The organism is Euzebyales bacterium (assembly GCA_035461305.1).
Lineage (GTDB): Bacteria > Actinomycetota > Nitriliruptoria > Euzebyales > JAHELV01 > JAHELV01.
The window spans coordinates 26,006-47,229 of record DATHVN010000157.1; the positions used below are offsets into that span (position 1 = coordinate 26,006).

Here is a 21,224-nt window from a genome sequence, read left to right on the forward strand (position 1 = left end):
GTGTCGCTGGCGCCGGTCTGCCCGACCGACGCCATCGAGCTGCTGGTCGCCGGCTCGTCGGCGCCGACCGACGAGCTGGACCAGCTCGAGGCCGGGCGCCTGGCGGTCGACGTCGTCGAGCTCGCCGACCGGCCGACCAGCGGGGGTAGTGCGCCCCACCTGCTTGCACCGCCACGCGCCGTCGTCGAGTCTGCTGCCGTGCAGGACCGGCCGCGATCAGCGCGCCGGAGGGAGCCGTGCCAAGGGGGCGCACCGATGCGGAGATCCTTCTTCGTCTGCGGAGATCCTTGTTCGTCTGTTGTCTCGTGGTCGCGATGCTCGCGGCCCTCGTGCCCGTCGCCGCGGCGGCGCCGGGCGGGAGGGACCGCGCGCCGCACAAGGATCCCGTCGCCACCGGCCGCGGCGGTGCGGTCTCGACCGTCGACCCCGTCGCGACCGAGGCGGGCCTGGAGGTGTTGCGCAACGGAGGCAACGCCGTGGATGCGGCGGTCGCCGCCGCAGCGACGCTGGGCGTGACCGAGCCGTACTCTGCCGGCATCGGCGGTGGCGGCTTCATGCTGATCCGCCTCGCCGAAACGGACGAGATCGTCGTCATCGACGGTCGCGAGGAGGGTCCCGACGACATCGGTTCGACGTCGACGTGTTCGCGCCGTACGCCAGTGATTTCTTCGACGCCGTCAACAGCGGTCTCTCAGTGGGCGTTCCCGGCACGCTCGCCACGTGGGTGGCGGCACTCGACCACTACGGGACGATCTCGCTGAAGCAGGCGCTGCGGCCCGGCATCAGGGCAGCACAGAATGGCTTCGTGGTCGACGAGACCTACGCCGAACAGACCGCCGGCAACCTCGAGCGGTTCCGGCAGATCACGCCGACGGCCGAGACCTACCTCGTCGACGGCGAGGTGCCTCAGGTCGGCAGCCGGGTGCGCAACCGAGATCTGGCCCGGACCTACCGCGAGCTCTCGCGGCGCGGACCGGAGTGGCTCTACGGCGGCGACCTGGGCGAGGAGGTCGTCGACGCCGTCCAGAACCCGCCGACCGCCAACGAGACCCTCGAGGAGTGGCAGCCGGGCTACATGGACATCTGGGATCTGGCCAGCTACGAGGTGCAGTACCTCGCGCCGACCGAGGTCGACTTCCTCGGCTACCGGGTGTTCGGCATGCCGTCACCGTCGAGCGGCGGCATCACGGTCGGCGAGACGCTGAACATCATGGAGGACGGCACGTGGTCGGACCCGTCCGGCTTCTACCACCTGTTCCTCGAGGCGACGGCGCACGCCTTCGCCGACCGCAACGCCTACATCGGCGACGACCGGGTACGTCTATGTGCCGGAGGACGGCCTGCTGTCGGAGGAGTTCGCCTCCGAACGCTTCGCGCAGATCGACCCGACCAGCGCCAGCGTGAAGCCAGTGGCACCGGGAGATCCGTGCGACGAGGACGGCGGCACCAACTGCCTGCCCGATCCGAACGCCGTGGACGCGGCCGAGGGCGAGTCCACGACACACCTCGTGACGGCCGACCGCTGGGGCAACGTGGTCAGCTACACGTTGACCATCGAGCAGACGGGCGGTAGCGCGATCACCGTGCCCGACCGCGGGTTCCTGCTCAACAACGAGCTGACCGACTTCAACTTCACCGGTCCGAGCCCGAACCTGCCCGCGCCCGGCAAACGGCCACGGTCGAGCATGAGCCCGACCATCGTGCTCGACGACGGTGACCCGGTGCTGGCCGTCGGCACGCCCGGTGGATCGACGACCATCACGACCGTCGCCCGGATCCTGGCCAACCGGCTGGGACGTGACATGCCGCTGCCCGAGGCGGTGGAGGAGCCCCGGGCGACGCAGCGCAACACACCGCAGGTGAGGCCCGAGCCGGCGTTCGTCGAGGCGTACGGCGCGGAGCTCGAAGCGCTCGGCCACGTGTTCGAGGACCCGCCGACCCAGGAGCTCGGCGCGGCAACGGCGATCGAGCTGCTCGGCCCCGGCCGCTTCCTCGCCGTCGCCGAGGCGGTGCGGCGCGGTGGTGGTGACGCCGGCGTCGTCCGGCAGCATCGGGGACGCTGAGGACGACAGCGTCACGACGGCCCGCCACGCACCGGGTGACGGGCCGTCCACGCCTTCGCGCCAAGCAGTCGGACACCGCGCGGTGTGGGACCCGCACCCACCTGCGTGGCCCGACAGCCACACATGGCCACAGGCGGGTAGCGTGCGTGCGATGGCACGCACGAGGGACCAGCTGACGACCCGAGACCCCGACCTGACGAGCTCCTGGCCGCAGGTCTGCGGGTGGCGGCTGGCGCGCCAGCACGTCACCGCACTGGCCGCCGACGCGGTAGGGGTCGCGTCCCGGCTGTGCGGCGTGCAGGCCCAGGTCACGTCGTCGGCGCACTTCGCCGTCGGGGTGCGCTCACCAGCGACCGACGACGACGTCGACGCCGCACTGTGGACCGAGCGCACGCTGGTCCGCACGTGGGCGATGCGCGGGACACTGCACTGGCTGCCCGCCGCCGAGTACGGCCTGTGGATCGCAGCGTTGACCACCCGGCGGTGGCGGATCACGCCGTCATGGGAGAAGTACCACGGCGTCACGGCCGCCGAGCTCGATGCGGTCACCAGGGCCATTCCCGAGGTGCTCGCAGGACGGCGGCTGACGCGCGAGGAGCTGGCCGACGGGCTCGCCGACGCGACCGGCCGGGCCCATCTCGCGGAGCAGCTGACGTCCGGCTGGGGCGCAGTGCTCAAGCCTGCGGCGAACCGCGGGCTGCTGTGCTTCGGTCCCGACCGGGACCGCAACATCACCTTCGTGCGTCCCGACGAGTGGCTCGGCGACACGGGCCCCGCACCGAAGCCGGAGGAGGCCATGCGGCTCGTGCTGCGGCGGTTCCTCGATGCCTACGGTCCGGCGACCCCCGGCGACATCGCGCGATGGTTCGGCGAGCGCGAGCCGTTCGGGCGGCAGCTGCTCGCACGCCACGCCGAGGAGCTGGCGGTCGTCCGCGTCGACGGCCACCGGGGCTGGATGACGCCCGAGGGCGCCACCGCGTTGGCGGAGCACGCCCCGGCAGAGGGCGTGGCGCTGCTCGGCGGGTTCGACCCATACGTGCTGGCCCCGATCAGCCATCGCGTCGCCATCGTCCCCGACGGTCGGCTCGACGAGGTGTCGCGCACCGCCGGATGGATCTCGGCCGTTGTCCTGGTCGACGGGATGGTCGCGGGCACCTGGACCACCGAGGCCGACGGCGACGCGACCCGGCTCGTGATCTCGCCGTTCCGGGGGCTGACCGCCACCGAGCGGGCTGCGATCGACCAGCGTGTCGCGCAGCTCGCCGGACACGTGCTCCCCGCGGGAGCCCGGGCGACGGTCGCGCGCACCTGACTCCCATCGGCGTGGCAACCCGCCACGGCATCCCGGCACCAGCCGCCACACACCCACGACCGTGGCAACCCACCACGGCATCCCGGCACCGGCTGCCACGCGGAACGCGTGTGGGCACCGGTAGGGTTGCGGGCGGAGGCGTCAGGATTCCTGGTGGGTCCCACGGTCTTCAAAACCGATGAACCGGCGCCAAGCCGGTTGGCGGGTTCGATTCCCGTTCGCCTCCGCGACGACCGCCGGACCGTCCCGGCAACCGCCTCGGAACGACCCGACGGTCCGGCCTGCGTCGCGGCGCGCGGGACGCACGGCTGCACCGCTCCCCAGCCCCGACCCAGGCGATGACCACGGACCTGCTGCCCAAGGATGCCCTGCCGCTGCCCGTCGTCCTCACGGCGGGCGCCGCCGTCGTGGTGATCACCGCCGGGCTGCTGTCGGCGCGCGCTGCGACCCGCCCCGACCTGCCAGCCACCCGCTGGCACCGTGACCTGCCGGCGGCGATGACGGCCACGCTCGACCGCCCCGGGACCCGCCGCGCCACCCGCCTGGTCGCCCTCGCCGGCGCCCTCGCCGGCCTGGTCGGACTGGCCGTGCACGACGGACCGGTCCAGGGCTCGACGGGTGTTGCGGTGCTCACCGCCGCGGCGCTGGTCGCCGGGCCGCTGGCCCGCATCGTCAACCCGGTGCGCCTGGCGTGCGGCCCGTCACGGGGCTCCTCGGCCGGCCCCGCGGCCCCCGGCTGGCCCGCCGTCGCCGTGCTCGCCGTGCTGTCGGTCGTCGCGCTGGCCGTCGACGACGGACGGATGCTCGCCGCCGTGGGCGCCGGCCACCTGGCCCTGCAGGCCGCGCTGTGCCGTCTCCGTGGGCCGTCCTGGCCCGCCCGCGGTGACGGGCTCGAGGCCCTGGCCACCCTGATCGGTCGCGCGGCTCCGCTCGGCCGGCGCGCCGATGGCCACCTCGCGTGGCGCAACCCGGTCGTCAACGCCGCGCACGTCGTCCTTCCACGCCCCGCGCTGTGGCTGACCGCCGTCGTGGTCGGGCTCACCATCGCCGCGACCGCGTCCACGCTGGCCGTCCCGGTGTTCCTGACGGCGACGGCGACGGCCGGCGTGCTGCTGCGCGTCGGCCTCATACGTCCGTGGCTGTTCGGCGTCGTCGCACCGCTCGCGGCGGCGTACGGCCTGCTCGCGGGGGGCCGGTGGCTTCAGCCGGTGGACCTGATGGCCTTCGTGGCGCTGCACGCCGCGGCCACCGCCGTCCTGCACCGCCAGGCGATCGCCCGCCACGACCCGCGGACCGCCCGCGCCGTGCAGTTCCCTGCGCGCTGCGTCGTGGTGGTCTCGGTGCTGGCTGGCCTCGCCGTCCTCGCTTCCGCGTGACCCGCTACGCTGCCCCCATGCAGCAGCCCGAACGCCCCTATCCCGGCTACCTGGAACAGATCGCCGGCCGCATCAGGCGGGCGGACCCGCCGGCGCCGACCTCGGACTTCGACGGCGCGACCGCGTTGCACGACCGCATCGGCGCGCTGGTCGACGGGATGCGCGACACGCTGCTCGAGCTCTCGCACGACGTCCACGACCACCCCGAACTCGGGTTCGCCGAGCACGGCGCCGTCCGAGTGATCGCCGACACGCTGGCCGTGCACGGCGTCGAGGCCGAGGTGGGCGGCTGGGGCCTGGACACCGCGGTCCACGCGACGACGGGCGTCGGTGCGCCGACCGTCGCCCTGATCGCCGAGTACGACGCGCTGCCCGACATCGGGCACGCGTGCGGGCACAACGTGATCTGCGCGACCGCCGTCGGTGCGTTCCTCGCGTTGCACCAGGTCGCCGACGAGCTCGAGTGCACCGTCGAGCTGATCGGCACCCCGGCCGAGGAGGGCGGGGGTGGCAAGGAGTTGATCGCCCGTGCCGGCGGTTTCGATAACGTGACCGCGGCGCTCGCAGTGCACCCGTTCGGGATGGACGTCGCCGACCACCCGTGGCTCGGCGTCCGCCAGGTCGCCGTGACCTACCACGGCCTGACCGCCCATGCCGCGATGACGCCCTTCCTGGGCGTCAACGCCCTCGACGCCGCCGTGCTCGCCTACACGGGCGTCGCCCAGCTCCGCCAGCACATGCTGCCCAGCGACCGCGTGCACGGCATCATCACCGACGGCGGCCAGGCACCCAACGTCGTCCCGGACCGGGCGACGGCCCACTTCTACATCCGCTCGGCCGAACCGGAGACGCTGGCGACGCTGACCGAACGGGTGCAGGCCATCCTCGAGTCGGCCGCCACCGCGACCGGCACCACGGCTGAGCTCTCGTGGGATCCATGCCCTCCCTACCTGCCGGTTCGGAACAACCGTCCGCTTGCCGCGCGATACGCCGTCAACGTCGCCGATCGAGGCCGTCAGGTGCTGCCACGGGGCGTCGCCCCGACCTCGTTGACCGCATCGACGGACATGGGCAACATCAGTGTCAGGGTCCCGGCGATCCACCCCCTGCTGGCCGTCGCGCCACCGGAGGTGACCATCCACACGCCGGAGTTCGCCGAATGGGCAGCGTCGGACCGGGCGGACGAGGCGACGCTCGACGGCGCCATCGGTCTCGCGCGCACCGCCGCGGACATCTGCGCCGACGCGGATCTGCGCGCCGCGATGGTCGAGGACTTCGATGCCGAGGGCGGTGTCATCGACGTCCTCGGACTGCTGTCGTAGCTGGTCATCCGGAATTTCGCGTGCGCGATCGCCAATTTGCGGGCACAATGTTCGCCGCTGGCGCTTCCCCGCCTCGGCAGTCCGTGCTACTCGGAAGAGGCCCGGTCCACGACACTGTGCACGACCGGCCTCGCCGGACAGGAAGACCGCTGCAGTTCGAGCACGACGCTTGCCACACACGCCGAGCAACGGAAAACGATTGGTGCTGCACCTACCTGCACAGCCAAGGAGTTGTTCTACGATGACCGGCGTCGCTTGACCGCGCGAAACCGCAGACCTGACGGAGCCGCGCCACGGGCATGCACCCAGGGCTGACGGCTCGGGCAACGATGTTTCGAACGTCGAACCGCATCGGGGAGATCGCGCATGCCTGAGACCATCGCGGGCAGATACGCGTTGTTGACCAACATCGGCGCTGGCGGCAGTGCCGATGTCTGGCAGGCACGGGACACCGTGCTGCAGCGCGACGTGGCCATCAAGCGCTTCGCGCCGGGCCACTCGATGGACGCGGCCATGACCCGCGAGCTGGGCGCCCTGTCGAGCCTGGACCACCCGGGGATCGTGCGCCTGTACGACGCCGGAGTCGAGGACGAGCGCCCCTACCTGGTCGTCGAGCTGGTCGACGGCCCTACCCTGCGTGAGCGCCTGGGGTACGGACCGCTAACGCTCGAGCAGGCACGCATCCTCGGGCGCGACGTCGCCGAGGCGCTCGCCCATGCCCACGAGCACAACCTGGTGCATCAGGACGTCACACCGACCAACATCCTGCTCGACCTCGACGAGGGGCGCGCCCGGCTGACGGACTTCGGCATCTGCACCCCGCCACGACAGGACACCGACCGGAACGGCTGCCTGGGGACGACGTCGGGGTACACGGCGGTCGAACAGCTGTTGGGCGGGCCGATCTGCCCGGCAGCCGACGTGCACGCACTCGGGCTCGTGCTGCTCGAGGCCCTGACGGGCCACAAGGAGTTCGACGGCTCTCCGCTGGCCGCGGCTGTCGCCCGCGTGCGCCGCCAGCCGACGATCCCGCAGGACCTCCCCTCACCCTGGCCACAGCTGCTGTCGGCCATGACCGCCAGGGACCCGGCCAAGCGCCCGAGCGCCGCCACCGTGGCCGCCTACCTCGACGCGTACCAGGCGATGGACCTGCCGCCGCTGGAGCAGGCACCCACAGCACAGCAGGTCGCGTCCGACGTCCGCGAGCTGACGGTCGCGGGTTTCGTCCGCCGCCATCCGAAGGTCGCGGTCACCACGGCGGCCGTGATCACCGGCTTCATGCTCTCCTGGCCGCTCGAGGCCGTGTCGGATTCGCCCCAGGCCGAGATCACGCCCGGTGTCATGGCATCGGAGATCCCAGCCGACGAGGCGAACCTGTCGAACTAGCCGCGCGGCGCTGGCCGCACATCTCGACGCCGTGCGGTCGCGCATGGCCGACCTGGAGCGGTTCACGCTGGTGCTCGAGGCGGCCCTGGAGCTGCGAGAGCCGACGGCGGTGCATCTGGCCCCGCTGCAGGCGCTCGCCCGCCTGTCGTCCGGCGCGGCCTCGGGCGACCATCCCGCCGCCACAGGGCCACCGGGCGCTTTCGCACGTTCGGGCCTGCCCGAGCTGGCTGAGCACCCGACCTTCGACCAACTCGACGGGTTGCTGCAGCTCGCTGCACTGGGCGAGGGTTGGGCGATCACCGGTCGGCGTCGGCCAGCACACGCCCGGACGGGAGCACAATGCCGTCGGCACAGCGCGCCTCGACCTCGCCGCCGCCGAACTGCTCCTCGTACAGCTGCGCGTAGCGGCCGCCCCGGGCGAGCAGCTCGACGTGGGTGCCCTGCTCGACGAGCAGGCCGTCGACCAGCACGAAGATGACGTCGGCGGCCAGGATCGTCGACAGGCGGTGGGCGATGGCCAACGTCGTCCGCTCGGCCATCAGCGGCTCGAGCGCCTGCTGGACGAGCCGCTCGCTCGTCGTATCGAGCGCCGATGTCGCCTCGTCCAGGATCAGGATCCGGGGGTCGGCCAGGATCACCCGTGCGATCGACAGGCGCTGCTTCTCGCCGCCCGACATCCGGTAGCCACGCTCACCGACGACCGTGTCGTAGCCGTCCTCGAACCGCATGATCGTGTCGTGGATGTTGGCGGCCCGCGCCGCGGCGACCAGCTCGTCGTCGGATGCGTCGGGGCTCGCGTAGCGCAGGTTCTCGCGCACCGACGCGTGGAACAGGTAGGTGTCCTGGGTGACCATGCCGATCAACCCCGCCAGCGACGACAGCGTGACGTCGCGCACGTCGATGCCGTCGATCAGCAGGCGTCCACGCGTCACGTCGTACAGCCGCGGCAGCAGGTACGAGGTGGTCGTCTTGCCCGAGCCGGACGGTCCGACCAGCGCCGCGAGCTGCCCGGGACGGATGCGTAGGTTGAGGTCCCGCAGCACCCACCGCTGCCCGTCGGAACCGTCGGGCGCCGCGATCATCTCCGACACACCGTCACCGGTCACCCGCGGTGGCGGGTAGCGGAACCACACCCTCTCCAGGCGGACGTCGCCACGGACCTGCTCGATGTCGAGGTCCCGTGCCGTCTCGCGGTCGACGATCTGCGGCTCGAGGTCGAGGTACTCGAAGATCCTGGCGAACAGGGCGAACGACGTCTGCACCTCGACCGAGACCTGCAGCAGGCGGATCAGCGGGAACAGCACGCGGCTCTGCAGGGTCGTGAAGGCGACCACCGTGCCGGGCGTCAGCGTCCCCGCGGTCCCCGACAGCGCGACCCCGGCCAGCACCAGCCCCGTGACCAGGTAGATGATCGCGGGCAGCAGCTGGAAGAACGACCTGACGACCGCGAAGAACCACTGGCCGGTCATCGTCTGGGTGACCTGCAGCTGTGCCTGCCTGGCGTTCTCCGCGCGGTAGCGGGAGATCTCTGTGGCCTGGCGGTTGAAGATCTTCGCCAGCAGCATCCCCGAGACCGACAGCGACTCCTCGGTGATCGTCGTCATCTCGGCCAGGGACGACTGGGTGTCCGACGCGACCGCTCTGCGCGTGCGTCCGACCCGCAGCTGGAGGAAGACGAACAGCGGCAGCAGGACCAGCGACACGAGCGTCAGCTGCCACGACAGCAGGAACATCGCCACGAGCGCGCCGACCACGACCACGACGTTGGACAGGATGGTCGACGCGGTGTCGGTGACGACGGTCTGCACCCCGCCGACGTCGTTGCCGAGCCGCGACTGGATCTGGCCGGTGCGTGTGGCGGTGAAGAACGCGAGGTCCATCCGCTGCAGGTGCGCGAACAGGTCGTCGCGCAGGTCCTGCATCACCCGGTTGCCCAACCGGTTGGCGATCAACGTCTGCCAGACGCCGAGGGCGGCCGACGTCAACGTGACGGTCGCCATCGTCCCGACCAGCAGGAGGAGGAGACGCAGGTGGGGTCCGCCCTCGACGAACAACGCGTCGTCGAACACCAGCTTGGTCAACCAGGGGTTGACCAGCTCCATGCCACCGGTGACGACGATGAGCGCGGCAACCAGGGCCACCTGACCGCGGTAGGGCGAGAAGAGCCTGGCCACGCGCCGCACGGTGGCCCGCCGGTCGATCCCTGCGTCACGCTCGTCGGCCACGAGGCAAGCCTACGGTCGTTCTCCGGCCGCGGCGCAGACCGGTCACGAGCGCACCAGCGGACATCGCGGTCGGGCGCGCGGGGGCGGCGGCGCGACCGCTGACCGATCGGTCGCGTGGGCCGATGTAGCAGAGCTTGAACAATCGAGCGCCTGCTGCCACACTCGTATGGCGTCGGCCGGTGCGCGCCGGTCCGACGAAGAGCACGAAGCCCGGGGGTTGGGTGTGTCGACACATGCACTGCAGCGACCGCGGCTGCGGGGGTGGCTCCATGCCGTCGCCGTGCCGGTCGCTTTGACGGGTGCCGTGGTGCTGTGGCGCTCGGCGACCCACCTCGACACCTCCGGTCGCATGACGGTCATGATCTTCGCTGCCAGCCTCGTGGGCCTGTACTCGGTGAGCTCGCTGTACCACGTGCCGTCGTGGAGCGCCCGCGCGCGCAGGATCCTGTCCCGCTGCGACGGCGCGATGATCCAGATCATGATCGCCGGGACGTTCACGCCGATCGCGTTCCACACGCTCAGTGGCGCCTGGCGCACCGGCAGCCTGATCGCGGCGTGGCTGGTCGCGCTGATCGGTGCGGCGTTCGCGCTGTCACCGCTGGAGGCTCCCCGCTGGCTGGGCACCCTCGGCGCGGTGGCCGCCGGTTGGCTGCTAGTGGTACCGATGATCAGGATCATGTCGGTGCTGCCATGGCAGGGCAACGGGCTGATCGTGCTCGGCGGGGTGCTCTACACCGTCGGGGCGGTCGTGTACGCCCGGCGCAGCCCCGACCCGATCCCGGGCTGGTTCGGCTTCCACGAGGTCTTCCACGTGTTCGTCGTCGCCGCCTCGACCGCCCACTACCTGGCCATCTGGCGCTACGTGCTGCTCGGCTGATCCTTCCCGGCACCCACCGCGGGGGCGACCGTGGGGTCGTGCCGTCGGATCCACTCGTACATCGCGATCCCCGACGCCACGCCGGCGTTGATCGAGCGTGTCGAGCCGTACTGCGGGATCGACAGCACCGAGGCGACCGCGCGCCGCGCAGCCGCCGACAACCCCGGCCCCTCCTGACCGAAGAGCAGCACGCACGCGGCCGGCAGCGGTGCCGTCCGCAGGTCCGCGGCACCCGGCAGGTTGTCGACGCCGACGAGCGGCAGGTTCCGTTCGCCCGCCCAGTCGACGAGCGCGTCGATGTCAGCGTGATGCACGACGTGCTGGTAGCGCTCGGTCACCATGGCGCCGCGACGGTTCCACCGACGACGACCGACGATGTGGACGGCCGCGGCGAGGAACGCGTTGGCATTGCGCACCACGGCGCCGATGTTGCGGTCCTGCGTCCAGTTCTCGATCGCGACGTGGAACGGGTGGCGGCGGCGGTCGAGGTCGTCGACGATCGCCGAGGTCCGCCAGTAGCGGTACGCATCGACCACGTTGCGGCGGTCACCCTCGGCGAGCAGTTCTGGATCCAGGCGGGGATCGTCGGGCCACGGCCGCGGGTGCGGCCGGACGCCGACGCGGTCGTCGTCAGGAGGCACGCCGTCCTGATCACCCATCGGGGCATCGTAGTAGTAACGCTGGGACCATTAATTCAACCTCTGTTGACTTAGTCACGTGGCTCGCGAGCTCGCTACGCTCCAACGGCCCAGGGAGCCTACTGGCCCAAGTTCTTGGGGGCCGACATGGACACGATCCGGAACACATGCTGCGTCGCCGGCTGCGGGCCGGCAGGCGCCGTGCTCGGCCTGCTGCTCGCCCGCGCGGGCGTGAACGTCGTCGTGCTCGAGAAGCACGCCGACTTCCGCCGGATCCCCGACGGCCACACGCTCGGCTTCCTACCACGGTGGGACTTCCTGGACTTCGTCACGCGCCACGCCGAGCGCCTCCCGACGTTCACGCTCCGCCGGCGCACCGAGGTCACCGGCCTCCTCGGCGACGGTCGCCGGGTCACCGGTGTCCGCGCGCGCACGGCCGACGGCGGGGACGTGGAGGTCGTGGCCGACCTGGTGGTCGCGTGTGACGGCCGCGACTCGGTGGCGACGCGTCAGGCCTGCCGCTCGTCGCCCGCGGCGCACCGATCGACGTGCTGTGGTTCCGCCTGCCACGCGCCGACGGCGATCCTGACAATGCGTTCGGCCGGCTGTCCCGCGGTCAGCTGCGGGTGATGATCGACCGCGGCATGCACTGGCAGGTCGGGTATGTGATCCCCAAGGACGGCTACGAGGAGGTGCGGACTGGCGGACTGCCGCGGTTCCGCGCGCGCATCGCCGACCTCGCGCCCTTCGTGCGCGGACGTGTTGATGCGATCGACGACTGGGACGACATCGCGCTGCTGCGCGTGCAGCTCAACCGCCTGCGCCGGTGGTGGCGGCCGGGCCTGCTGTGCATCGGCGACGCCGCGCACGCGATGTCGCCGGTCGGTGGCGTCGGCATCAACCTCGCCGTACAGGACGCCGTCGCCGCGGCACGCATCACCGCGGACCCGCTCCGACGGGGCGCGCTGTCACCCGCGCACCTGGCCCGGGTGCAGCTGCGGCGGGCGCTGCCAACCGTCCTGACCCAGCTGGGACAGCAGATCGTCCACGATCGGGTGCTCGGCCCACTGGTCCGCGGCCGCAGTGGCCCCGGCACGCCAGCGCTGATACGCCTCCTGGACCGGTACCCGGCGCTGCGCGCTGTGCCGGCGTAGGTCATCGGGCGAGGCGTCCTACCAGAGCACGCACCGGCAGCGCACACGTGACGCGCGCCGCGCACGACACGGCCGACGGGTGCCGCCTACGCGGTGCCGGATACCATCGAAGGTGGCCTGCAGGCATGCGCGCGCACCCATCGTGGTCGAACGCGCCGCGATCGGGAACACTCCGCGCAGGTCGTCAGCACGCACATCGGTGGAGCGCCCAATGGCGGACAGGCAGCAGTTCGGAGCCAACCTCTGGCTCGTCGACGAGATGTACCAGCAGTACCTGGCGCGACCCGAGTCGGTGAGCGCGACGTGGCAGGAGTTCTTCAGCGACTACCGCCCCGCCTGGGACACCACGACCGGACGGCGGACGGCCGACACGGCGCGATCGACCAACGGTGACAGGGCTGCACCGGACGGACGGCCGGAGACCGACGACGCGCAGGCCGACCGCGCCCGTCCGCACGCGACGACGGACGGCGACGAATCCCACGAGGACGGGGTCCCTGAGGACGCCAGCCCGCTGCGTGGCGTCGCCGCCACGATCGCCGACAACATGGGCGAGAGCCTGTCGGTGCCGACCGCGACCTCGATCCGGGTCGTGCCCGCCAAGCTGCTCGAGGTCAACCGCAAGATCATCAACAACCAGCTGCGCCGCACACGGGGTGGCAAGGTCAGCTTCACCCACCTGATCGGCTGGGCGATGGTCCAGGCGTTGCAGCACATGCCGGTCATGGCCTCCAGCTACCACGAGGACGCCGACGGCACGGGCTATGTGCGGCGCCCCGACGCGATCAACCTGGGCCTGGCGATGGACGTCGAGCGCAAGGACGGCTCGCGGACCCTGCTCGTGCCCAACGTCAAGGACGTGGGCACGCTCGACTTCGGCGGGTTCTTCCGCGGCTACGAGGAAGTCGTGCGCAAGGTCCGCCGCAACGAGCTGTCGATGGACCTGTTCGCCGACACGACGGCCACCCTGACCAACCCAGGGACGGTCGGCACGGTCGGCAGCGTCCCCCGGCTGATGCGCGGCCAGAGCATGATCCTGGGCGTGGGCGCCATCGGCTATCCCAGCGAGTACAAGGCCACGGACCCACGGACACTGGCCGAGCTGGGGGTCGGCAAGGTCATCACCATCACCTCGACCTACGACCACCGCGTCATCCAGGGCGCTGAGTCCGGCTTGTTCCTGTCCTACATCGAGCAGCTGCTGCTCGGCGAGCACAAGTTCTACGACGGGATCTTCACGAGCCTGAAGATCCCGTACGAGCCGGCGCGGTGGCGAACCGACGACAACCCGCGTGTGGCCGACCGCGGCTACGACAACCTCGCCGCCAAGCAGATCGCGGTCCAGCAGCTGATCAACATGTACCGGGTGCGCGGGCACCTGATCGCCAACCTCAACCCGCTGATGCACACGTTCCAGCGCCTTCACCCCGAGCTGGACATCCTGACGTACGGCCTGACGATCTGGGACCTGGACCGCGAGTTCCTGACCGGGCTGCACACCGGCGAGCCGCTCATGGGCCTGGGCGACCTGCTGGGGCTACTGCGCGACGCCTACTGCCGCACCACCGGCATCGAGTACATGCACATCCAGGAGCCGGACCAGAAGACCTGGATCCAGGAGCGCGTCGAGGGCGTGAGCACCGAGCTCGACGTGGCCGAACAGCGTCACATCCTGAGCCGTCTCAACGCGGCCGAAGCGTTCGAGAAGTTTCTGCAAACCAAGTTTCTGGGTCAGAAGCGCTTCTCGCTGGAGGGCGCGGAGTCGGTCATCCCGATGCTCGACGCGTTGCTGTCCGCCGCAGCCGACGCGGGCATCGGCGACGCGGTCATGGGCATGGCCCACCGCGGCCGCCTCAACGTGCTCGCCAACATCCTGGGCAAGAGCTACGAGAAGATCTTCACCGAGTTCGAGGGCCACATCGACCCAGACAGCGTGCAGGGCTCGGGCGACGTCAAGTACCACATGGGCACCCGTGGACGCCACAGGTCACCGAACGGCAGCGAGATCGACGTGTTCCTTTCAGGCAACCCGAGCCACCTCGAGGCGGTGGACCCGGTGGTCGTGGGGATGGTGCGGGCCAACCTCGACCAGCTCGAGCGGCGCGACGACCGGTACCCGGTGCTGCCGGTGCTGATCCACGGCGATGCGGCCTTCGCGGGGCAGGGCGTCGTCTCCGAGACGATGTCGATGAGCCAGCTCCGTGGGTACCGCGTCGGCGGCACCGTCCACATCATCGTCAACAACCAGCTGGGCTTCACGACGGCCCCGCACCAGAGCCGTTCAAGCCAGTACGCGACCGACGTCGCCAAGACCGTCCAGGCACCGATCTTCCACGTCAACGGCGACGACCCGGAGGCGTGCGTGCGGGTCATCCGTCTGGCGTTGGACTTCCGGCAGGCGTACGGCAAGGACGTCGTCGTCGACATGGTCTGCTACCGCCGGCACGGCCACAACGAGGGCGACGAGCCCGGCTACACCCAGCCGATCATGTACGCGGCCATCGAGAACCGTCGCAGCGTGCGCAAGCTGTACACCGAGGAGCTGGTGACCAGGGGCGACCTGACGCTCGACGAGGCCGAGGAGGCGCTCGTCGACTTCCGGGCCCAGCTCGACACCGCGCTCGAGGAGACGCGGGAGTCGGCGCCGCCGCTGCGTGAGGTCTCACTGGAGGCCGAGGTCGACGGCGTCCTTCCGCACATCGACACCGGCGTCAGCCGGGAACGGCTCGAACAGATCGTGGGCGCGATCACATCGTGGCCGGACGGCTTCACCGTGCACCCCAAGCTGGGCAGGCAGCTCGAGAAGCGCCGGGACCGGCTGGACCGCGACGCCGTCGACTGGGCGATGGCCGAGGCACTGGCCTTCGGCTCGCTGCTGCTGGAGGGCACGCCGGTCCGCATGGCGGGCCAGGACTCGCGACGTGGAACGTTCAGCCAGCGCCACGCGGTCCTCATCGACCACGAGACCGGTGCCGAGCACGTGCCGCTGGCCAACCTGTCCGACGACCAGGCCATGTTCAAGATCTACGACTCGCCGCTCAACGAGTTCGCCGCCCTCGGCTTCGAGTACGGCTACTCGGCCGCGCGCAAGGACGCGCTGGTCGTCTGGGAGGCGCAGTTCGGCGACTTCGTCAACGGCGCGCAGGTCATCATCGACCAGTTCGTCACCGCCGCGCAGGACAAGTGGGGACAGGCCAGCGGCCTCGTCATGCTGCTTCCCCATGGGTACGAGGGTCAGGGGCCCGAGCACTCCTCTGCGCGGATCGAGCGGTTCCTGCTGAGCGCGGCCGAGGACAACATCCAGGTCACCCAGCCCAGCACCGCCGCGCAGTTCTTCCACCTGCTGCGCCGGCAGATGCACAGAGACGTCCGCCGCCCGCTGATCGTCTTCACGCCCAAGGGCATGCTGCGGGCCAAGCCCGCCACCAGTCCCACCAAGGACTTCCTCGAGGGCAGCTTCCAGGAGGTCCTCGACGACGCCGACGCGCCCGAGAACGTCCGCCGCGTGGTGCTCTGCTCGGGCAAGCTCGCCCACCAGCTGCGTGCCAAACGCGCCTCGATGCAGGCACCGGCCGCCGTTGTGCGCGTCGAGCAGCTGTACCCCTGGCCGGGCGAGCAGCTCGGCGAGGTGCTGGCGCGCTACGAGGACGCCACCGAGGTCCTGTGGGTCCAGGACGAGCCCGAGAACATGGGGCCGTGGCCGTTCGTCCACGCGCGCCTGCACCGCCTGCTCGGCAGCGAGCGCACGTTGCGCCACCGCAGCCGCGCCGAGAGCGCGAGCCCCGCGGCCGGCAGCTCACAGATCCACAAGCAGGAGGAGGAGCTGCTGCTCGACGCCGCGTTCGCCGAGCTCGACTAGCGGATCTTCGGGCTGTCGTCCTCGCACGCGGGGCGTGTGCCTGGACCCTTCGACCGACCCACCACGCGCGAGGACCGACCCCATCACCGACGGGTTCCGACAGGGGCGGCGCCGAGCACCGGGGGAGGTTAGCGGGCGAGTGCCTCGATGAACAGGCGCTCGAGGTTCTTCAGCTCAGGCGACGACACCACGCGCCCGCCAACGAGCTCGCTGACCTCCGCGAGCTTGTCGAGGTCGGGCTGCACGCCATAGGCGATCGACACGACCTGGATCGGCTCCTGCGCACGGTGCAGCCGAGCGAGGCTGGAGAGCAGCCGCTCGTGGCTGATGCTGTCGGCGTCATCGTTGCGTCCGTCGGTCAGCAGAACGATGAGGTGGCGGCGGCCAGCGACGTAGTTGTTGCGCAGGCGCTGGTACGCGGCGAGCAGGGAGTCGTTGAGTGCCGTGTCCTTCTCGGAGTCGATGGCGTCGAGCTGCGCGGTCAGATCGTCCTTGTGGGATCGCCCGTCGCGCACCCGCGACAGCGGCGCGAGCTCGGCGAGCTCGCGGTAGTCACCACCGGCGCTGCCGCCCTCCAGCTCGGTCGAGAACTCCCACAGACCGACCTCGCTGCCGTTGGGGATGATGTCCAGGCTCTCCTTGGCCGCATCGACGGTCGCCTGGAGCCGGGTCTGGCCTGTCAACGGCACGAGCTCCTGCATCGATCCGGAGACGTCGAGGAGGAACAGCGTCCTGCTGATGCGTGGGACCGTCAGCCACGACGAGCGGAGCTTGCGGAACGCCCCGACCTTCGGCAGCTCGCCCGGTGGCTCGGCGCCCACCTGGTCCATGGCCTGCATGCACTCCTCGTTGCGGAGGACCTTCCCGGGCTGGTTCTCGCGCGTGCGGAACCCCGCGTCGGTGAACATCTGGACGCCCGCGTCGCTCAGCAGATAGTCCTTGAACTCGTCGGCGAACTGCAGGACGTCGCTGCTCACCCACGACGTGTCCAGCAGCACGTACGGGTAGTCGGACTCCATGGCGACGTCGTTGCTGCCCTCGGGATACATCGCCACCAGCTCCGGCCGGTCGCCGGCCTCGGGCGACGTCTCGGTGGGCCCCGGCGACGCCCCGGGCGACGGAGCACCCGTCTCGTTGAACCGCCAGACCTCCCGCTCCTCGAGCGGGGTCGCCGACAGCGCCCGCAGCGGCGCATCGGCCTGCGCGTAGCGCTCGAGCGTCTCCACCGAGCTCGTGTCAATGTTGGCCAGCGCCCGCTGCACCCGGAACAGGCTCAGCGGCGTTCCGGCCTCCACTGCGCCGTCGCCGGTTGCCGTGTCGAGGGCCAGCAGCGCCTGCAACCCCGTGGTCGTGTACCGCGGGTCGGTCAGCTCGAGGCGGAACTGCCCCCAGCCGGGCTCGCCGGCGTCGTCCCAGGTGTCCTCGGCGTCGGCGAGCCTGAAGAACTCATCCCATGACAGGCGGCGTTCGGGCCAGCCGAGCTTCTGGGCCATCGGCAGCGGCATCGCCATGACCGTCGGGGACCGCGCAAGCACCGTCGGGTCCTCCGACAGCATCTCCGTGCTCTTCTCGTCGAGCTGCGCGCGGAGCAACTCGACCCACAGCGTGGACTGCGGGATCCACACATCGGGGCGCGGCCCGTGCGTGTCCTCCCGCCAGCCGTTCACCAGCCGTCCGACGACCGCAGAGGCCGTGACCGGCCGGACCTCGATGCGGATGCAGTCACGTCCCGAGGCGTGCAGGTCGGCGGTGTAGCGGTCCGCGAGCTCCTGCACGATCCGCACGACCGCCTCGTCGGCCGCCACGTCGAGGGTTTCCGCGTCCGCACCACACTCCTCGGCCATCTCGCTCGGACCGGCGGCGGGCGCGGGCTCGTTGCGTGGCACGAACGTGGCGAGCGCCACCCCGATCCCCATGCCCACGGCGACGATCGCCACGGCGAGGCCGGCCTTCGGCCACACCCCTTCGAACCCTCGTGACTGCTGATCCTGTGATGACAAGTTACGCCCGCCGCTGAAGACGCCGTCGCGCACGATCACCCAACGGTACTGCGACGCGTACGTCGTGCACGGACCGACCGCTGGACGCGCCACCATCGAGCCATCTCGCGAATGGTCCTTGACTCTACTGATCCGGCCGGCCGACGGCCAGCCGGCGGTGGACTGTCCCCGGCAGGATCGGCACGACGCTCTATCCTCGCCGTCCATGGACCTCGCCCAGGATCTGCTGCGCTTCGTCGCGGCGGGCCCCTCGCCGTACCACGCCGTCGCCGAGATGGCCCGCCGCCTCGAGGCGGCCGGGTTCCAGCAGCTCCGCGAGGAGGACCTGTGGTCGCTGGCAGCCGGCGACCGCCGCTATGTCGTCCGTGACGGCGGCAGCATCATCGCCGTGCGCGTGGGCCGGCAGCCCTGCGCGGACGCCGGGCTGCGCCTGGTCGGCACCCACACCGACAGCCCGACGCTGAAGGTCCGGCCCACCGAGGACGTCCGGCGGCACGGTTACGCCCAGGTCGGTGTCGAGCCGTACGGCGGGCTGCTGGCCCACACCTGGCTCGACCGGGACCTCACCCTCGCGGGGCGCCTCGCCGTGCTCGACGGCGGCGCCCTCACCACCCGGTTGGTCCACCTCGAGCGGCCCGTGCTGCGAATCCCCTCCCTGGCGATCCACCTGTTCCGCGAACTGCGCGAGACGGGCCTCAAGCTCGACCCACAGCGTGACCTGGTGCCCGTGCTGGGCGCGTCCGACGCGCCGGCAGTGCGCAGTATCGTGGCCGAGGCGGCTGGCGTCGACGCCGCCATGGTGGTCGGCCACGATCTGGTGACGGCCGACACCCAGCCGCCCGCGCTCGGTGGCATCGACGGCACGGCGATCCACGCCCCGCGGCTGGACAACCTCGCGTCGTGCCACGCGGCGCTGCACGCCCTGTGCATCGCCGAGGACGCCGACGCCACCCAGGTCGTGGTCGCCAACGACCACGAGGAGGTCGGCAGCGGCACCGCCGAGGGCGCGCGGGGGTCCTTCCTCGAGGACACGGTCACCCGGATCGTGACGCTCGTCGACGGCGACGACCCGCAGGCGCGTGCGAGAGCGCTGGCGCGGTCGCTGCTGGTGTCGGCGGACATGGCGCACGCCGTGCACCCGAACCACGCGGACCGGCACGAGGCGCAGCACCGGCCCCGCCTTGGCGGTGGCCCGGTGCTCAAGCTCAACGCCAACCAGTCCTACGCCTCCGACGCGGGATCGATCGGCTGGCTGACCGCACGGGCCCGTGACGTCCGCGTGACCCTCCAGCACTTCGTCGTCCGCGCGGACCTGCCGTGCGGCTCGACGATCGGCCCGCTGACAGCGACACGGCTGGGGATCCAGACGGTCGACGTCGGCAACCCGACGCTGTCGATGCACTCCTGCCGCGAGCAGGCGAGCGCCATGGATGTCGCGCCGCTCGTGGGGTTGCTCGGCGCCCACCTGGCAGCGCCGGCCGGCTGAGCCACCGCGGCGCCGCGGTACGTAGGCGTCGCGACGGCCCGCGGAAGGGTACGGTGCAGCGGCCACCCGGCAGCCACCCCCGAAGCCTGCCGACACGCGCAGCGCGCGGGCCGCCCCGACGCCGAGAGGGACGAACCGGTGCAGTTCCGACGACAAGACGCCGCAGTCGACCAGGGCACGCTGCCGGCCGACGACGTCGAGACCACGGCCCGGGCACGGCCCGACAGCGTGCCGCGACCCCTGACCCAACGCCCGACGATCCGCCTCGGCGCCTACGCGTGGGCGGTGGTCGGCATCGTGGCCGTGGTAGTGCTCGTCATGCTCGTGATCGGCCAGCTGTCTATCGTGACCGCCCCGCTCGTGCTCGCGCTGTTCCCGGCCGCCGTCCTGAACCCGCTTGCCGTCCGGCTGAAGACCCGCGGCTTGCGCGACGCGCTGGTCGCGGCTCTGTTGGTCGTCGGCACGCTGCTCGTGATCAGCGCCACGTTCACCGTCCTGGTGCCGGTGGTGTCGGGTCAGATCGACGACCTCAGCGCCCAGTTCAACCAGGGCATCGAGGACCTGCGCATGTTCCTCGCGCGTGGGCCGTTCGGGCTCGCGCCGATCGATCTCAACGACCTGATCGAACAGGCGCGCGAGCGGATCCAGTCGGCTGACATGTTCAGCTCGGGTGCCGTCACATCGGTGGCGGGGCAGGCCGGGCGGTTCCTCACCGGTCTGATCCTCTTCGTCATCGCACTGTTCTTCTACCTCAAGGACGGCCCGCTGCTCGCGGCCTGGCTGCGACGCCAGTTCCCGCACTCGTTGCGCGACGACGCCTCAGCGATCGGCGTCCAGGTGTGGACGACCATCGGGTCCTACTTCCGCGGTCAGCTGCTGGTGGCGTTGATCGACGCCATCGGCATCACGATCGGGCTGTTGATCCTGCGTGTGCCGCTCGCGCTGCCGATCGGCGTCCTCGTGCTGTTCGGCGGACTGTTCCCGCTCGTCGGTGCGTTCGTCAGCGGCTCGGTCGCCGTCATCGTCTCGTTGGCGACGCAGGGGCCTGTTACGGCGCTGATCGTGCTCGGCGTCGTCCTGGGTGTGCAACAGCTCGAAGGCAACCTGCTGCAACCCCTGATCCTGGGCCGCGCGACCCAGCTCCATCCGCTCGCCGTGGTGGGCTCGCTGATCGCGGGCGGTGCCCTGTTCGGCATCCTCGGCGCGTTCCTGGCAGTGCCGGTCGTCGCCAGCGCCTGGCGGACGATCGGCTATCTGCGCGCCCGCGTGCCGGGCTGATCCGTGCCGGTGCGCGGCCGGGCCGACGTGTCGAGCAGCAGGGCGACGCTGGCAGACTCCACCGCGGTGCTCGAGCTCGTCGCTGTGCACCACCGCGGTGCCCCGCCACGCGGTCGTGCAGCGCTCCGCGGTCGGGGTCGCGCCACAGCGTGATCATGCCGATCCCGAACAGCACGATGCCGGCGGTGCGCACGCATGTCCGCAGCACCGCCGCCCGGCGGGTCGGGAAGCCGCCGGCGGTGTCGCGC

At 71.2% G+C, this 21,224-nt stretch carries 15 protein-coding genes, 1 tRNA gene and 1 pseudogene; 14 read left to right on the plus strand and 3 right to left on the minus strand.

The window, feature by feature from the left end; all coding sequences use genetic code 11:
* Positions 1-314: 314 nt before the first annotated feature.
* From VK923_14505 to VK923_14540, 8 genes and pseudogenes are all read left to right on the plus strand, one after another.
* Positions 315-761 (plus strand): gamma-glutamyltransferase, encoded by a 447-nt coding sequence (locus VK923_14505; GenBank protein HSJ45887.1) that lies wholly within the window; start codon positions 315-317, stop codon positions 759-761.
* A pseudogene (locus VK923_14510) lies at positions 695-1,255 on the plus strand (gamma-glutamyltransferase). The gene VK923_14505 and the pseudogene VK923_14510 overlap by 67 nt, the downstream one beginning before the upstream one ends.
* A 70-nt stretch (positions 1,256-1,325) precedes the next feature.
* Entirely contained in the window at positions 1,326-2,063 is a 738-nt protein-coding gene (locus tag VK923_14515) for a gamma-glutamyltransferase (GenBank protein HSJ45888.1), read from the plus strand.
* Positions 2,064-2,214: 151 nt separating this feature from the next.
* Positions 2,215-3,375 carry a winged helix DNA-binding domain-containing protein gene (locus tag VK923_14520; GenBank protein ID HSJ45889.1) on the plus strand — a complete coding sequence of 387 codons (1,161 nt, stop codon included), beginning with the start codon at positions 2,215-2,217 and terminating at the stop codon, positions 3,373-3,375.
* 134 nt (positions 3,376-3,509) lie between these two features.
* A tRNA-Sec gene (locus VK923_14525) sits at positions 3,510-3,602 on the plus strand.
* A gap of 111 nt (positions 3,603-3,713) precedes the next feature.
* Positions 3,714-4,751: a hypothetical protein gene (locus VK923_14530; protein HSJ45890.1), complete on the plus strand. Its 1,038-nt coding sequence runs from the start codon at positions 3,714-3,716 to the stop codon at positions 4,749-4,751.
* Between the two features lie 17 nt (positions 4,752-4,768).
* Entirely contained in the window at positions 4,769-6,073 is a 1,305-nt protein-coding gene (locus VK923_14535; GenBank protein HSJ45891.1) for a M20 family metallopeptidase, read from the plus strand.
* 366 nt (positions 6,074-6,439) lie between these two features.
* On the plus strand, positions 6,440-7,459 hold the full coding sequence (locus VK923_14540) for a serine/threonine-protein kinase (GenBank protein HSJ45892.1): 1,020 nt from the start codon (positions 6,440-6,442) through the stop codon (positions 7,457-7,459).
* Positions 7,460-7,755: 296 nt separating this feature from the next.
* On the opposite strand, the gene VK923_14545 is transcribed toward VK923_14540, so the two are convergent.
* Positions 7,756-9,684 carry an ABC transporter ATP-binding protein gene (locus VK923_14545; protein HSJ45893.1) on the minus strand — a complete coding sequence of 643 codons (1,929 nt, stop codon included), beginning with the start codon at positions 9,682-9,684 and terminating at the stop codon, positions 7,756-7,758.
* A 223-nt stretch (positions 9,685-9,907) separates the two neighbouring features.
* Between VK923_14545 and VK923_14550 the strand changes: the two genes are divergently transcribed.
* Positions 9,908-10,561 (plus strand): hemolysin III family protein, encoded by a 654-nt coding sequence (locus VK923_14550; GenBank protein ID HSJ45894.1) that lies wholly within the window; start codon positions 9,908-9,910, stop codon positions 10,559-10,561.
* Here the strand turns inward: VK923_14550 and VK923_14555 are convergent.
* Complete coding sequence (locus VK923_14555) at positions 10,543-11,220, minus strand: TrmH family RNA methyltransferase (GenBank protein ID HSJ45895.1); 678 nt, start codon at positions 11,218-11,220, stop codon at positions 10,543-10,545. The two genes, VK923_14550 and VK923_14555, sit on opposite strands and share 19 nt — an antisense overlap.
* A gap of 126 nt (positions 11,221-11,346) precedes the next feature.
* Here VK923_14555 and VK923_14560 point away from each other — a divergent pair, with 126 nt between their 5' ends.
* From VK923_14560 to VK923_14570, 3 genes are all read left to right on the plus strand, one after another.
* Positions 11,347-11,829, plus strand: coding sequence for an FAD-dependent monooxygenase (locus tag VK923_14560; protein ID HSJ45896.1), 483 nt, complete (start codon positions 11,347-11,349; stop codon positions 11,827-11,829).
* On the plus strand, positions 11,829-12,353 hold the full coding sequence (locus VK923_14565) for an FAD-dependent monooxygenase (GenBank protein ID HSJ45897.1): 525 nt from the start codon (positions 11,829-11,831) through the stop codon (positions 12,351-12,353). Before VK923_14560 ends, VK923_14565 begins: the two co-directional genes overlap by 1 nt.
* Positions 12,354-12,564: 211 nt before the next feature.
* On the plus strand, positions 12,565-16,212 hold the full coding sequence (locus VK923_14570; GenBank protein HSJ45898.1) for a multifunctional oxoglutarate decarboxylase/oxoglutarate dehydrogenase thiamine pyrophosphate-binding subunit/dihydrolipoyllysine-residue succinyltransferase subunit: 3,648 nt from the start codon (positions 12,565-12,567) through the stop codon (positions 16,210-16,212).
* A 128-nt stretch (positions 16,213-16,340) separates the two neighbouring features.
* Here VK923_14570 and VK923_14575 read toward each other — a convergent pair whose 3' ends face one another.
* Complete coding sequence (locus VK923_14575; protein HSJ45899.1) at positions 16,341-18,173, minus strand: substrate-binding and VWA domain-containing protein; 1,833 nt, start codon at positions 18,171-18,173, stop codon at positions 16,341-16,343.
* Between the two features lie 244 nt (positions 18,174-18,417).
* Between VK923_14575 and VK923_14580 the strand changes: the two genes are divergently transcribed.
* Together VK923_14580 and VK923_14585 are read left to right on the plus strand one after the other, a co-directional pair.
* Entirely contained in the window at positions 18,418-19,698 is a 1,281-nt protein-coding gene (locus VK923_14580) for a M18 family aminopeptidase (protein HSJ45900.1), read from the plus strand.
* A gap of 138 nt (positions 19,699-19,836) precedes the next feature.
* A complete protein-coding gene (locus VK923_14585; protein HSJ45901.1) occupies positions 19,837-20,976 on the plus strand; it encodes an AI-2E family transporter in 1,140 nt (379 codons plus the stop codon).
* Positions 20,977-21,224: the final 248 nt, after the last annotated feature.

Excerpts from the sequence above, each read along its gene's own strand:
- VK923_14555 (HSJ45895.1), bottom strand. The coding sequence starts at position 11,220 with ATGGGTGATCAGGACGGCGTGCCTCCTGACGACGACCGCGTCGGCGTC.
- VK923_14560 (HSJ45896.1), top strand. The coding sequence starts at position 11,347 with ATGGACACGATCCGGAACACATGCTGCGTCGCCGGCTGCGGGCCGGCA.
- VK923_14530 (HSJ45890.1), top strand. The coding sequence starts at position 3,714 with ATGACCACGGACCTGCTGCCCAAGGATGCCCTGCCGCTGCCCGTCGTC.
- VK923_14580 (HSJ45900.1), top strand. The coding sequence starts at position 18,418 with ATGGACCTCGCCCAGGATCTGCTGCGCTTCGTCGCGGCGGGCCCCTCG.
- VK923_14505 (HSJ45887.1), top strand. The coding sequence starts at position 315 with ATGCTCGCGGCCCTCGTGCCCGTCGCCGCGGCGGCGCCGGGCGGGAGG.
- VK923_14520 (HSJ45889.1), top strand. The coding sequence starts at position 2,215 with ATGGCACGCACGAGGGACCAGCTGACGACCCGAGACCCCGACCTGACG.
- VK923_14540 (HSJ45892.1), top strand. The coding sequence starts at position 6,440 with ATGCCTGAGACCATCGCGGGCAGATACGCGTTGTTGACCAACATCGGC.
- VK923_14565 (HSJ45897.1), top strand. The coding sequence starts at position 11,829 with ATGATCGACCGCGGCATGCACTGGCAGGTCGGGTATGTGATCCCCAAG.
- VK923_14535 (HSJ45891.1), top strand. The coding sequence starts at position 4,769 with ATGCAGCAGCCCGAACGCCCCTATCCCGGCTACCTGGAACAGATCGCC.
- VK923_14570 (HSJ45898.1), top strand. The coding sequence starts at position 12,565 with ATGGCGGACAGGCAGCAGTTCGGAGCCAACCTCTGGCTCGTCGACGAG.